At 58.5% G+C, this 12348-nt stretch carries 11 protein-coding genes; 6 read left to right on the top strand and 5 right to left on the bottom strand.

What is annotated here, in order from left to right; all coding sequences use genetic code 11:
- The first annotated feature begins 59 nt into the window (after positions 1-59).
- On the top strand, positions 60-1400 hold the full coding sequence (locus AC0L2K_RS03545) for a nucleotide sugar dehydrogenase (RefSeq protein WP_287175395.1): 1341 nt from the start codon (positions 60-62) through the stop codon (positions 1398-1400).
- Between the two features lie 203 nt (positions 1401-1603).
- Here the strand turns inward: AC0L2K_RS03545 and AC0L2K_RS03540 are convergent, their stop codons facing one another.
- From AC0L2K_RS03540 to AC0L2K_RS03530, 3 genes are read right to left on the bottom strand one after another with little or no spacing between them, the layout of a single operon-like run.
- A complete protein-coding gene (locus AC0L2K_RS03540; RefSeq protein WP_473530620.1) occupies positions 1604-3982 on the bottom strand; it encodes an FG-GAP repeat domain-containing protein in 2379 nt (792 codons plus the stop codon).
- Positions 3979-4416 carry a PIG-L deacetylase family protein gene (locus AC0L2K_RS03535; protein WP_473530619.1) on the bottom strand — a complete coding sequence of 146 codons (438 nt, stop codon included), beginning with the start codon at positions 4414-4416 and terminating at the stop codon, positions 3979-3981. Before AC0L2K_RS03535 ends, AC0L2K_RS03540 begins: the two co-directional genes overlap by 4 nt.
- Positions 4347-4586: a PIG-L family deacetylase gene (locus AC0L2K_RS03530; RefSeq protein ID WP_353817072.1), complete on the bottom strand. Its 240-nt coding sequence runs from the start codon at positions 4584-4586 to the stop codon at positions 4347-4349. The genes AC0L2K_RS03535 and AC0L2K_RS03530 overlap by 70 nt, the downstream gene beginning before the upstream one ends.
- Before the next feature lie 409 nt (positions 4587-4995).
- On the opposite strand from AC0L2K_RS03530, the gene AC0L2K_RS03525 reads away from it, so the two are divergent.
- The 5 genes from AC0L2K_RS03525 (at position 4996) to AC0L2K_RS03505 (ending at position 10270) form a co-directional block, all read left to right on the top strand.
- Positions 4996-6249 (top strand): class I SAM-dependent methyltransferase, encoded by a 1254-nt coding sequence (locus tag AC0L2K_RS03525; protein ID WP_287061278.1) that lies wholly within the window; start codon positions 4996-4998, stop codon positions 6247-6249.
- Positions 6246-7469: a class I SAM-dependent methyltransferase gene (locus AC0L2K_RS03520; protein ID WP_473530618.1), complete on the top strand. Its 1224-nt coding sequence runs from the start codon at positions 6246-6248 to the stop codon at positions 7467-7469. The genes AC0L2K_RS03525 and AC0L2K_RS03520 overlap by 4 nt, the downstream gene beginning before the upstream one ends.
- Before the next feature lie 773 nt (positions 7470-8242).
- Positions 8243-9688 carry a lipopolysaccharide biosynthesis protein gene (locus AC0L2K_RS03515; RefSeq protein WP_128245263.1) on the top strand — a complete coding sequence of 482 codons (1446 nt, stop codon included), beginning with the start codon at positions 8243-8245 and terminating at the stop codon, positions 9686-9688.
- 157 nt (positions 9689-9845) lie between these two features.
- Complete coding sequence (locus tag AC0L2K_RS03510) at positions 9846-9992, top strand: hypothetical protein (RefSeq protein WP_287061281.1); 147 nt, start codon at positions 9846-9848, stop codon at positions 9990-9992.
- Positions 9989-10270 (top strand): Rossmann-fold NAD(P)-binding domain-containing protein, encoded by a 282-nt coding sequence (locus tag AC0L2K_RS03505; protein WP_473530617.1) that lies wholly within the window; start codon positions 9989-9991, stop codon positions 10268-10270. Before AC0L2K_RS03510 ends, AC0L2K_RS03505 begins: the two co-directional genes overlap by 4 nt.
- A gap of 61 nt (positions 10271-10331) precedes the next feature.
- Here the strand turns inward: AC0L2K_RS03505 and AC0L2K_RS03500 are convergent, their stop codons facing one another.
- Positions 10332-11321: a hypothetical protein gene (locus tag AC0L2K_RS03500; RefSeq protein WP_287237082.1), complete on the bottom strand. Its 990-nt coding sequence runs from the start codon at positions 11319-11321 to the stop codon at positions 10332-10334.
- A 40-nt stretch (positions 11322-11361) separates the two neighbouring features.
- On the bottom strand, positions 11362-12321 hold the full coding sequence (locus tag AC0L2K_RS03495) for a glycosyltransferase family 2 protein (RefSeq protein ID WP_128245261.1): 960 nt from the start codon (positions 12319-12321) through the stop codon (positions 11362-11364).
- Positions 12322-12348 lie beyond the last annotated feature (27 nt).

Here is a 12348-nt window from a genome sequence, read left to right as displayed (position 1 = left end):
CCGCGGTAATTGAGGCGATCCTTTATTGTCGACATTGAAGCGAAAGTTGCCAGCATCTCATGCAAACTGCTCCAGATCTTCAGGAACTGGTTAACCGCATCCGAACGCGGGACTATACCATTGGCATCATGGGCCTTGGCTACGTTGGCCTGCCGCTCGCCATGATCTCGCTGGACGCGGGGTTCAAAGTCATCGGTTTCGACATCGACGCGTCTCGGGTTGCACTTCTTAACCGCGGAGAAACAGGCATAGATCATTTGCCTGGTGCTGCCATCAAAGTGGCTGTCGACAGCAAGCGGTTTCGCGCCACCAGCGATTTCGCCGACCTAAGCGAACCTGACGCGATCTTGATAGCGGTGCCAACGCCGCTTACCAAAAACCGGGAGCCGAACCTGTCGTTCGTCGAAAACAGCGCACGTGCGATCGCGGAGCGGCTGCGCCCTGGTCAACTTGTCGTTCTGGAGTCGACGACCTGGCCAGGAACGACGCGGGAGGTCGTGCAGCCGTTGCTCGAGGCGACGAATCTTTCTCTGGGAAAGGACTTTTTCCTCGCCTATTCGCCCGAACGGGTGGACCCAGGCAACGACGTACACACCACCGCCACAGTTGCAAAGGTGATAGGCGCCGACGATCCATCGTCCCTACAAGTTGCAAAGGAACTGTATGATCAGATCATCGTGCAAACCGTTCCCGTTGCCTCCACCGCAACGGCAGAGGCTGTGAAGCTGACCGAGAACATATTCCGCTCTGTGAACATTGCGTTGGTCAATGAGCTAAAGGTGATTTTTGACAGGATGGGCATCGACGTCTGGGAGGTCATCGAAGCCGCCAAGACCAAGCCGTTCGGATATATGGCGTTTTATCCAGGCCCCGGCCTCGGCGGGCACTGCATCCCGATCGACCCATTCTACCTGACCTGGAAGGCAAGAGAGTACGAAGTAACAACACGCTTCATTGAGCTTGCCGGTGAAATCAACACGAACATGCCGCATTATGTGGTTGACCGCCTTGTGGAGGCCTTGGACCGGCGAGCGAGCCGCGGCCTGAGCGGTTCGCGGATCTTGGTGATCGGGATGTCCTACAAGAAAAACGTGGGTGACACACGAGAAAGCCCATCGTTGAAGCTGATCGACATCATGGAGCGACGCGGGGCAGTCGTTGATTACCACGACCCCTACGTACCGGAGATACCCGGAACAAGAGAGTACGCCAACCTGGCAGGTCGCCCCTCTGTGGACATCTGCGCTAGCAGTTTGGCATCGTATGATGCCGTTGTCATCTCGACAGATCATGATGCGATTGATTGGCACAACATCACCAAGCACGCAAAGCTGGTGCTCGATACCAGAAATGCTTGTGCGCGCAGTCAGTCACGCACCGACAACGTCGTAAAGGCATGAGCGTCCCGACTTGCGCACTGGCTTGGTCAACCTGCTAGCGACAACGTCGAATAGTTTAACACGCCGAGCGAATGAATTCATTCAGCGCAGCGCAATTTTCCCGGACTTGAGCGTCGAGGCATGAGCGCCGGCGCAGCCGTGTAAACAGGTGGAGCCGGCCGAGCTCGCTACGGTTCATGCTGCGCCGGCCGATGCTCCCACCGTCAGCGGGCCTTTTGGTCGCCATCAGCATCCTTGCCGACCGCGTCATTCCGCCAGACATGGATCGGTTCGAATGCGTCCCATGCGATCGACACAATGTCGAGATCCCCGTCACCGTCGAGGTCGACCGTCCTTGCTCCGAGATGGCTTTCCATCCCTTCGCCGACCAGCTGCTCGATGAACCGTCCCCCACCCAGATTATGCCAGCTCGAGAGGCGAAGTGCGCCGCGATGCTCGCCCATGATAAGATCCGCCCTGCCGTCCCCAGTCATATCGGACACTGAAAGGCTATTAAGGGAACCGCGCGAGGTGATTTCGTGTTGCTCCCAGTCGGAGGAGCTGTCGCCGGGGTTTTGCCACCAATACGCCTTAGCGCTGTCGGCATTGCCATTTTCCTCGGTCACGACGATGTCCGCACGTCCATCGCCATCAAGATCGGCGGCCGCGACGCGGTCGGGATAGACCATTTCAGGAACTTTTCCAACATGCCGAAGCTCCCAGTCTGGCGAGCCGTCACCTGGATTGCGCCACCATGCGGCCGTCTTTGCATCGCCGGTCGTGGCGACAAGGTCAAGTAGACCGTCGCCATCGATATCGGCGAATGCGATCCCTTCATCAGACGCTTCGGCGCAGATGCGGGTGCGCGGCCATGGCTCGACTGTTGGATCGTCAGGAATCTTAAAATAGAAAACCCCACCCCCACTCGAGACCGCCAGCTCTGGCTTCCCACCTTTTACGACCTGGGCTAGGGCATGGCCCTGAGAGCCGAGCTCATGACTGGCGGCGGGAACCTCTCCGATCTCGTGCTCTTCAAAGCGGTGCGCTTCAATGTCCTTGGCATGGAGCCACACCAGGTGCAGAGCCCTGCCTTCGCCGCGCTGTGCTATGACCTCCCCGCGCCCGTCACCATCGAGATCCAGGGCTGCGACCGCGTCCACACCCTCGGGAAGCGGTGTCCGTTCCCATTCTGTGTTCCAGGCTTCGGACGGTTGACGGTACCAGAACGGACCCGAGATGATGTCAGTGAGATCATCACCATCCATGGCGGAAAAAGCGACCCCAAAGGAGCGGACGTGCCCGTTCGTGATACGATGATAGGTCCAGCGATCGAGGCGGACCGATGCAGGCGGATCCAGCCGATTGATCCACACTCTGACTGGCGGGTTGCCCACCCAGTTCGCCCCATAGATGTCAAAATCGCCGTCCCTGTCGACATCGGCGACGACGCCGTTGTGGAGACCCACATCGTCGATCACTTGACGGGCCCAGCGCGTTCCTCGCCCGTCGACATTGTAATGAATCGCGAGCTTGCGCTCCTCGGTCGTATGCATCTGCCCGACAACGACATCGTTGTCCCCGTCTCCGTCCATGTCGGCGGCCTGCAGCGTATGGGCGCCCGCGACAGAAGGCTGAATGACATGGCGGATCCAGCGGCCCGTCGGTCCGGCGAGGGGCTGGAACCAGGCGACGTCGTCAGTGTGCTCGGAACTTGAAGTCAGAATGTCGGCGCGGCCGTCCTGGTCAAGGTCGGTGACGAGCGCCTTGAATGCAGGATTGAACGGACCAAGCTCATAGCTGCGCCATAGTGCTGCATCGCGTGCTGCCGCTGCGCCCGGATTCGACGCCCATACTCCGTGCAGGACGAGATCGACATCAGCATCGCCGTCAATATCACCAATTGCCATTCCCTCTTCGCCAAGGTTGAAGAAAAAGCCAACGCGGGCCCAGGAGTTGGGGCTTTCTTGGAAGAAAATCATCACTTCGCCAGGCGCCCGAACGACGATATCAACGAGGCCGTCCCCGTCGAAATCAGCCGCCTTGATGTCTTTGCCCCAGCTGCCGACTGCACCGATTTCCCGACGATTCCAGCTGGGACCGTGGGTCGGGTTACCATTCGGCCGCGGGTTCTCGAACCAGACGAGATTGACAGCATCGGGCCCATCGGCCGTGACGATGTCGGGATCACCGTCCCCGTCGATGTCGGCAAGCACTCCGTCGGTGGTGAACTCGACGCGAGGCCTCGCGATTACGGTGTGAACCAGATCGGGCCACCGCCACCAAGACATCGCATCCTCGGGGAAGCCGCCAAGGACGAAATCTAGTCGACTGTCGCCGTCTATATCGCCAACAAGCTTTACGTCTCCTGAATAGGGGGCAATCTCTTTGCGTTCAAAAACAAGACCCGACTGTAGAATTTCTTCGGGAGGCCCCTGTCCCCGAGCGGCCTCGCAACTTGCGAGGGTGTACCCGATCACCAGGACCGCGATCAGGCGGCCGAACATGCTAAATGTTGATTTCGCAGCGTGTGAACATTTCGTAGTCGGCCAGCGACCGCCCGACGAAATCTCCCCCTGACAAGTCCGACAGCGTCCGCCATTCATCTTGGTTCTCCAGGCGCTGCATCTGCGCGCATGCGCCGCCAGCGCTTCCCGCATATGCCGATAACGTCGCCAAGATAGGCGAGGCTATTGAGCGTGGACGACGCAATGGTACCAATCCAGACTGGATACTCTAATACCGCAACAGGGCGACCATAAGCACGAAGCGCCGCGCGAACTACTGCATTGACGGCGACATGATCGGAAGTCGGATCCTTTGCATAGTTCACGAAAACGCTCCGCGGCCGCCATGATTTGAGCATCGACACGACCGCATTTGTTATCTCATGAACGTGATGATTGGCCGCCCCGCCTGGAAGGCGTAAGAATGTAACACTTTCGGATGCGCCCAGACGATGCACTGCTTCTATGGCTCCGGCCTCGCGTGTCCGCAAGGTTTCAGGATGCCTAAGGTCGCGGTGAGGAGACGGCGCCATCGGTGACAAAAAACAAAACGGACCTGGGCACCCGAGGCAATCTTTTTGGCCGCAACGCCACCGCAACCCAGCATCTCATCATCCGGATGCGGCACAACAACGACAGCCGACGCTGACCAGTCGCCTACCTCAAACGGCCTAAGTCGCAGTCGCAATTGACTAGCAAGCATGGTGCTGAAGGTCCGCCTAATCCCCATTGGTGCGCTTCCATCATCCGTTCGCTCGCATTGTTGAACGCCGATCGCCCATGGTAACAGAACTCACTGGCGTTCGAGGCCTGTGTCTGTTGGTGGGGAAGACTTTTATGAAAGTGGGTACCCTCGGGGGAGGATTTGGGACACGGCTGGCCGAGGAAACCGAGAGCCTGCACGCGTTCAAGCCGCAATGGACGGCCGACGCGGCGTCGCGCAGCTCCACGAGGCATTCGGCACTGTTGGTCTCTTGCTTGAAGAGTTCGAGGGGAGCGCTTCAAGCGCATCGCCCACGTGAAAAAGCTGATCCGCGATTGCGAACTGGACGAGCACCTGGTCTCGTTCCCGTTCTGGCCAAAGCAGACTGAGCAGGGCTAAGGGGGACGATATGGACATGATGTGCCTAGATGCGAAGTCGGTGACCGAGCGGGCCTGCCGATCTTGCGGTGGAAGTGGCATTGAGACGTTTCTCGAGTTCGGTAAAACGCCACTGGCCGATCGCCTTCTCACCAGCAGCGACATCAGCGAACCGGAGCCCATTTTTCCGCTGCGCGTCGCGTTCTGCAAAGACTGCAGCCTCGTCCAGATCACCGAGACGGTGAATCCGATAATCCTTTTTGCCGATTCTTATCCATATTATTCTTCTTTCTCCCCTGCTCTCTTGAAGCATTCGCGTGCGAATGCGCTTGATCTGATCAACCGCCGCGGTCTTGGCCCGGAGAGCCTTGTCATCGAATTGGCCAGCAATGATGGTTATCTGCTGAAGAACTACGTCGAAGCGGGAATCCGGGTGCTCGGAATTGATCCCGCCGACGGACCTGCCGCCGCTGCCGAGAGGGTCGGCGTGCCCACGCGCTGTGCGTTCTTCACCCGCGATCTCGCTGAAACGCTGCGCGCGCAAGGCATGCGCGCGGACATTGTCCATGCCAATAACGTGCTCGCCCACGTGGCCGACACCAACGGATTTGTGGCAGGAATTGCCCGACTTCTCAAGGATGACGGTGTGGCGGTTATCGAGGCACCCTATGTCGAACCTTTGATCGAACATTGTGAGTTCGACACGATCTATCACGAGCATCTTTGCTATTTTTCAGTTACTGCACTGGACAAGCTGTTTCGCCGTCACGGGCTTTACCTCAACGAGGTCAAGCACCTTTCAATCCACGGCGGTTCGCTGCGCCTTTACGTGGAAACGCGCGAGAACGTGGGTGCGACAGTAAAGGAACAACTTGCCCATGAGGCCTCGCGCGGGATCGATGCAATCGGCTATTTCCGCGATTTCTCCACCAAGGTCGACGCGCTGAAGCGCGACCTTTCCACGCTCTTGCGCCGGTTAAAGTCGCAGGGTGCCACGATTGCCGCATATGGAGCGGCAGCCAAGGGAGCAACGCTGATTAACACCGTCGGCATCGGGTGCGACCTCGTGGACTTCGTCGTGGATCGCAACGTCCATAAACACAACAAATATATGCCCGGACAGCGCCTGCCGATCCGCTCGACTGAAGCGCTTCTCGAGGTGCAACCCGATTACGTCCTTCTCCTTGCTTGGAATTTCGTAGACGAAATTCTCGATCAACAGGCCGAGTATCGTGCACGCGGCGGAAAATTCATCCTCCCCGTCCCAACGCCGAGAATCATATGACAAAACAGGCGGACCGCGCGCAAATGGCTTGCCTGAAAGCCGACGGACCGACGCAGTCGGCGGGTTCCATTCGAACCGATTGCTTGGTCTGCGGTCAGCGAAATCTGCTCAATTCGGTGCTATTCGAAGCGTTGCCCCTGCTCTGCAACGCGCTTTGTGCGGACGCGGCATCGGCGCGCGCGGCACAGACCGGCAGATTTGCGACTACCTTCTGCCTCGGCTGCACGCACGTCTTCAATGCCTCATTCGAGGAAAATCGCATTGGTTATACGCAAAGCTACGAGAATTCGCTTCATTTCTCCCCCCGTTTCGTGGCGTTTGTTGAAACACTGGCCGAGCGCCTGAGCAGGACCTACGCGCTCTCCGGGAAGACGATCGTCGATATTGGATGCGGCAAGGGGGATTTCCTGAAGCGGCTCAGCTTGATCAGCGGTGCGCAGGGAATCGGTTTCGACAAGAGCTTCGAGGACAATCGGGGGGAGGTGGTCCCTGGCGTACGATTTATCAACGACTGGTTCGGCGATTCCTACGCGGATTTGCGTCCGGACCTGGTGGTATGCCGCCAGGTTCTCGAACATATCGCCGAGCCGGTGAAATTCCTGCGCGCCCTTCGCGCCCATCCGGGCATCGGACCGGAGACGGTGTTCTTCTTTGAAGTCCCGAATGTCCTTTACACGCTCCGAGATATGGGAATCTGGGACCTCATTTATGAGCACGCCTCCTATTTCACGCCCGCTTCGCTGAACGCGGCGTTCGAGACAGCTGGCTTTCGAGTGCTGGATGCAGGGACGTCTTTCGGCGAGCAATATCTTTACATTGAGGCGCGGCCGGCTGCCCCCAAGTACACTACTTCCGTTGACAGCCGCGAGATCGAGATGCTCGTCCGCGATTTCGAGCGCGCCTATCGCGACAAGATCGAGCGATTGGGTGGTTACATCGCGAGGCGCAATCCCCAGCAGACCGTCGTCTGGGGAGGGGGATCGAAGGGCATTACATTCGTCAACGTGGTGCCAGGCGCCGATCGGATCCGCGCGATCATCGACGTGAATCCGCACAAGCAAGGTCGCTTTGCCCCAGGAACCGCCACTCCGGTCCTTGCTCCGGAGGCGTTGCGCGGCCAGCCAGTCGAATCAATCATCGTCATGAACCCGCTCTACCGCGAGGAGATCACCAGTCTCGTAGCGGAGCTCGGCTTCACACCGGAGATTGTGGTTGCATAAAAGTTCAATTCAACCGCGGCGGCACGAAGCGCAGAACGGGATTGGCAGGGGATACTCCAATGACCGTGCCGGTCGGGATCAACACGGCCATTCCACCAAGGGTCATCGGACTTTCTCGTCTCGTTATAGCCCGACAATCTGGCAGAGAGCGCTCTCACTTTGATTGCCGCGGGCACCTCGTTTGCCCTTGAATATCAGCCAGCGCGGAAAGAGGTAGCCCCCGCTTCTTGATCGCCTGTGCGGATGGGCGTGTGGGACGCGGGATGGTCCCTCGGTAATCGGGCTGCACCAAACTGCCCGGAGGGGCGTAAGACATACGTCGTTTGGGGACGTTTACGTTCCCACGCTCCGGCGTAAGGTTTGGCAAGATGCACTCGAACGAATTCGAATCCCAGCGACGCGCCCGCAGCGATAACCGCCTAATTTGATTGCGCTACAAAGAGGATTTCCAGAGGAGCTGCCTATGACCAATAAGAACTGGAAGCAGCCATCCTTCCTCGCCAACCACAGCATCCTCAGCCATGCGTGCTTGTGGGGTGGTGGAATAGAATGACGAGCAAGCATGCGAAACGCCATCTGTGTCCCGCGACAACTCTGCGTTCGCGAGGTTCCAGCTCGATAAACGGTAGCCGGAGAGAGATCGACGGCTCTCCTTTTTATTCACGTAGACCAGGCCAGATCGCTAGCGGCGCAGCTGTGAGACGACGACGGAAAGCCTTGACTGCGCGATCGAAAGTCGCAGTTCCGTCCTCCAACGGGCAAAGAGACATGCGATGACATCGATCGGCGCGAAGATTGTCACCGGCGCAGCTTGGACAGCAGTCGAAACATGGGGGCGGCAAGCAGCCATGTTTGCCGTTTTTGTCGTATTGGCCAGGCACCTCGGACCTGAAGCATTCGGCCTCGCCGCCCTCTCCATGGTTGTACCCGTCATTCTTGCTGTTCCGGTCACGACCGGAATACCGGAGGCACTCATTCAGCATCCTAAAATTGAGTCCTTACACTTTGACTCGGCCTTCTGGCTTCTCGCCGCGAGCGGCGCGGTGATTAGCGGGCTCATCTGGATGTCTGCCGGTTTGATTGCTGCAGCGTTCGGACAGCCCATTCTCGAAGATCTCATCCGCTGGAGCAGCGTGGTCGTCGTAATCCAGGCCCTCTCGTCGGTACCTGCGGCTGTGTTGAAGCGCCAACTCGAGTTCCGCTTGTTCGCGTTGCGTACGCTTGCCGGCACCGTCGTCGGCGGCACACTCGGCATCGTCTTGGCAATAGGCGGTTTCGGCGTATGGAGCATGATTTGGATGCACCTTGCAAAAGCGACTGTGGAAACCGCTGTCCTGCTCGTTGGCAGTTCTTGGCGACCCCGTCTGACCTTCTCCTATGCAAAGGTTCGTGACCTATTAGGATTTGGTGGCCCGCTTATCGTCCAGACTTTTTGGAGTTTTTTGAATGAGGAAATTCCAAAGGTCCTACTCGGTACGTTCCTCGGCCCCCACGCGGTCGGAGTCTATGCTCTCGCCCGTCGTCCGCTCGACCTTCTGGTGCAAGTATTCCTCAGTCCGCTGATGGCTGTCACTATGCCCACCGTGGCACGGATTCAAGATCAACCCGAAAAGATCGACCGCTTCTTCAACACGACCGTCCGCATCGCCGGGATAGCGGGGTTTCCTGCATTCATCGGATTTGCCGCGATCGCACCGATCGCGGTTCCCTTTATCTTCGGCCCCCAATGGGCCAGCGGGGTCGTCGCTGTCCAGATTCTCATGCTGCTGGGCCTGCAACGCACGATTGACAGCCTCTGCGCGTTTACGATCCTTGCAATGGGTCACTCCAGGTTGATCCTGAAGTTGAACATAGCCTACTCTGTTGTCGCAACGATGCTGTTGTCCGTCACTGCGCAGATCAGCCTCGAGATGACAATGGTGGCGCTCGTAGCCTGCGGCCTGGTCCTCCTACCAATCTTCCTCTTCTACGCTCAGCGCATCGCGCGTATCGACGTGCTGAGACCCCTTGAGATCTTCCCACGACTGGCTCTCGCCGCCCTCCTGATGTTCGGCGCCGTCAGCGCGTGGCTAAGCAGCGCGCCTGAGCACGCCTCACAGGAGACGCTTCTTATTAGCGCAATTGTCCTTGGAGCCGCTGTCTATTGTACGGCTCTCTTCGTGCTGGTGCGCTCTGACCTGTTCAATGCGCGAGACTTGTTCCTCAGGCTTCGCGGCTAGTTTGGTGTCGGGCGCGACCTGTAGAAGAACCCGGGGAAATAGGAGCCCTTCCAGCCGGCGCCGGTGGCGCCCCCAACCTCTCGGCGGCAAAGCCAATCATCTCGCGCAAGAGATCGGAATCCGGAGTCTTCTCCTCGAGCGCGCGCAAGTTCTGTCGATGACCACCGCAAAGCCGCTCGATCGCAACAGCGCTATCGAGGGCGCGCTCGCGAGCGGCGTCGCTACCGCCGAGCTACACCACCTGTGGGGACGCGACCGTGACCAGTACCTCTTCATCGAAGCAAGCCTCCCGAAACCGGGATGACCGCTGGTCTTTCAAGACTGGAAGGATTGATACGTTGGTCCGCCGCTTCGACCAAAACTATCGCGACAAAGTCGCCTGGTGGCGCGATTACCCATTACCTTGCCTGGGGTGCGGGATCAAACGGTATCACTTTCGTCAACGTCGTTCCCGAGGGCGCGCGGATAAGCGCTCTGGTCGACGTCAACCCGCACAAGCAAGAGCGCTTTGCTCCAGGCACAGGCACAGCTGTGGTTGGGCCGGAGAGCCTACGCGGCCGACCGTGCGGTCAATCATCGTGATGACCGCTCTATCGAGACGAAGTTGCCCAGGCGGCACACAAGCTTGGTCTCGCGCCCGATATCATCGTTGCCTGAGCCGGCGACCCAGACTTTGCGGCTGACGGCCTGACTTAACCACTCCTTCGACGTCGATCCGTTGCAGGTTGACCGGCCTCAGCCAGCAGTGTCGCGTATAGTCGGTCGAGCGGCGCATAAACTGCGGCCATCTAAGTGGCGTCTTGGGCAGCGCCCGCCAAAGGGACAGCGAGTTAAGGCCGATCAGAAAGCGAGACCGGATGAGCTGCCCGCGCCGGTCCACCGCTGCATAGGTTACGAACCCGCGAAACGCAGCGCCGAACCTCTTCAGCACAGCATCAACCTGCACGTCATAACGCTCGTTGGCGGCGAAACCTTGAAGCGACTTTGTTGTCCCGACGGGCCGCGTGTGTCTCACAACGACATCGTCAACGATGGCGTACCGCAACCAAGGCATGTCAGTCAGGCGGGTCCAAAGAAGGTCTATTCCCGTCTCGTAGCCGAGCCCGAACAATTTCAATGCCGTTTGCAGGCACCTGGCGCTGAACACCGGGCACATCATCTCGACCGTGTTGGTATATCGCAATAAATATCGCTTGCCGATGACAAGCGTCGCTGCGTAGGAGAAATAGCTGTCCCAAGACAGTGCTGGCTGAAACAGATCAAGTTTATAGCGGCGGCCTATGGCGAACAGACGATTCAAGTCCAGCTTCGTCGTCTCGATGTCATCGTCGATCAGTGCAATGAGATCATATCGCATCACAATTTCAGGGTAGCATTGAAACAAGGCATGATAGCCGGCGATCTTGCGCCCCGGGAGAAATACGCTGAACTCGTCCTGTCCATGGGAGACGCCAGCCTCGTAGGCGGCGACGAGAAGATCGAAGTCGGCGTCGCCCGCCCCCTCAGTCCAGCCGGCATGCAAAGAGCTACGCCCCGCCCGGACGATCACCAGATTTCTCTTGCCCGAGCCCTCCGGCAATTTTCGGAAGGCTGACACTGTTGAGGCCGCGGGCGTGACTTGGCGAAGGTTCATACAAAGCCTCCCGACGGGCGTCGCACCAGATCACTCGTTTCTAGCCAGGCGATCGGTTTGACACGGCATGAATGCGTTTCAGCGCTCCCAGGCCGGCGCCGCGGAGCTTGGTACGAAGCTGCGGAGATATGGCGCCTACAAGCTCCAGGAACAATCTTGCGATAAGCAGCGGATCCAAGATCCACGCAACCAGATGAAGCAGTGTCATGCCCAACGGTGCTGTGCGCCTGTGCCGATAGGCAATTGCGACGAGGTGTTTTAGCCGCCTCGACAATTCAAAGGCATTCGCCGCGGAGTCACCAGGATTTTGCCAAGCCAATCGCTCGGAGCTTGGCAACCGCACCGAGCGCGTCGGATGGTCACGGCTGTACAGTATCGCGTTGGGCGCATGAACAAACGTCCCGAGAAGAGCCATCTCGGCCAGAAGCGCACAATCGGAGCCGTAGTAGGGCTCGTGCAATGTCGTCTTGGCTAAGGATTCCCGACGCCAAAGGCCGAACATCGCAGCATCCCAACCGTGCGCAGCAACCATCAACCGGAAGCGGGATGCGGGCCACGGTCCTTCCATGTCCGGCAGCACCCTTTCGACATAGGAAGTGAGCTGCCCTGTCTCGTCGATTCCCAGCAGGCGCGGGTAGGCAATAACGTGGCGGGCATTCGCGTCAAGCGCACGCACGCAGTCTGTCAAGAAACCACCGCTCAAGAGGTCATCGTGCGCGCACCATTTGAAATATTCGCCTGTGCTCAGCTGGAAAGCTCGATTGAAATTGGCACCGGCGCCCAAATTGCGCGCGTTTCGGACATAACGGACGCGCTTGTCCAGCCTCGCGAATTCCAGACATATATCGGCTGTTCTATCCGTCGAAGCGTTGTCGGTGATGACGAGTTCGAAATCACCGAAGTCCTGCTCGAGGATCGACCGGATCGCTTCGGCGACGAAATTCTCGCCGTTGTAGACCGGCATACCAAGGGACACTTGCGGCGACTTAGGACGTTCCATTTCGGGTTCTTCTTTGACGAGAGAGCG

The organism is Mesorhizobium sp. WSM4817, from assembly GCF_055811135.1.
Note: the sequence above shows the minus strand (reverse complement) of the source record. Positions and strands in the feature narration are given on the sequence as shown.

Coding starts and splice junctions, on each gene's coding strand:
- AC0L2K_RS03545 (WP_287175395.1), top strand. CDS start 60: ATGCAAACTGCTCCAGATCTTCAGGAACTGGTTAACCGCATCCGAACG.
- AC0L2K_RS03540 (WP_473530620.1), bottom strand. CDS start 3,982: ATGAATGGCGGACGCTGTCGGACTTGTCAGGGGGAGATTTCGTCGGGC.
- AC0L2K_RS03535 (WP_473530619.1), bottom strand. CDS start 4,416: ATGGCGCCGTCTCCTCACCGCGACCTTAGGCATCCTGAAACCTTGCGG.
- AC0L2K_RS03530 (WP_353817072.1), bottom strand. CDS start 4,586: ATGCTTGCTAGTCAATTGCGACTGCGACTTAGGCCGTTTGAGGTAGGC.
- AC0L2K_RS03525 (WP_287061278.1), top strand. CDS start 4,996: ATGGACATGATGTGCCTAGATGCGAAGTCGGTGACCGAGCGGGCCTGC.
- AC0L2K_RS03520 (WP_473530618.1), top strand. CDS start 6,246: ATGACAAAACAGGCGGACCGCGCGCAAATGGCTTGCCTGAAAGCCGAC.
- AC0L2K_RS03515 (WP_128245263.1), top strand. CDS start 8,243: ATGACATCGATCGGCGCGAAGATTGTCACCGGCGCAGCTTGGACAGCA.
- AC0L2K_RS03510 (WP_287061281.1), top strand. CDS start 9,846: ATGACCACCGCAAAGCCGCTCGATCGCAACAGCGCTATCGAGGGCGCG.
- AC0L2K_RS03505 (WP_473530617.1), top strand. CDS start 9,989: ATGACCGCTGGTCTTTCAAGACTGGAAGGATTGATACGTTGGTCCGCC.
- AC0L2K_RS03500 (WP_287237082.1), bottom strand. CDS start 11,321: ATGAACCTTCGCCAAGTCACGCCCGCGGCCTCAACAGTGTCAGCCTTC.
- AC0L2K_RS03495 (WP_128245261.1), bottom strand. CDS start 12,321: ATGGAACGTCCTAAGTCGCCGCAAGTGTCCCTTGGTATGCCGGTCTAC.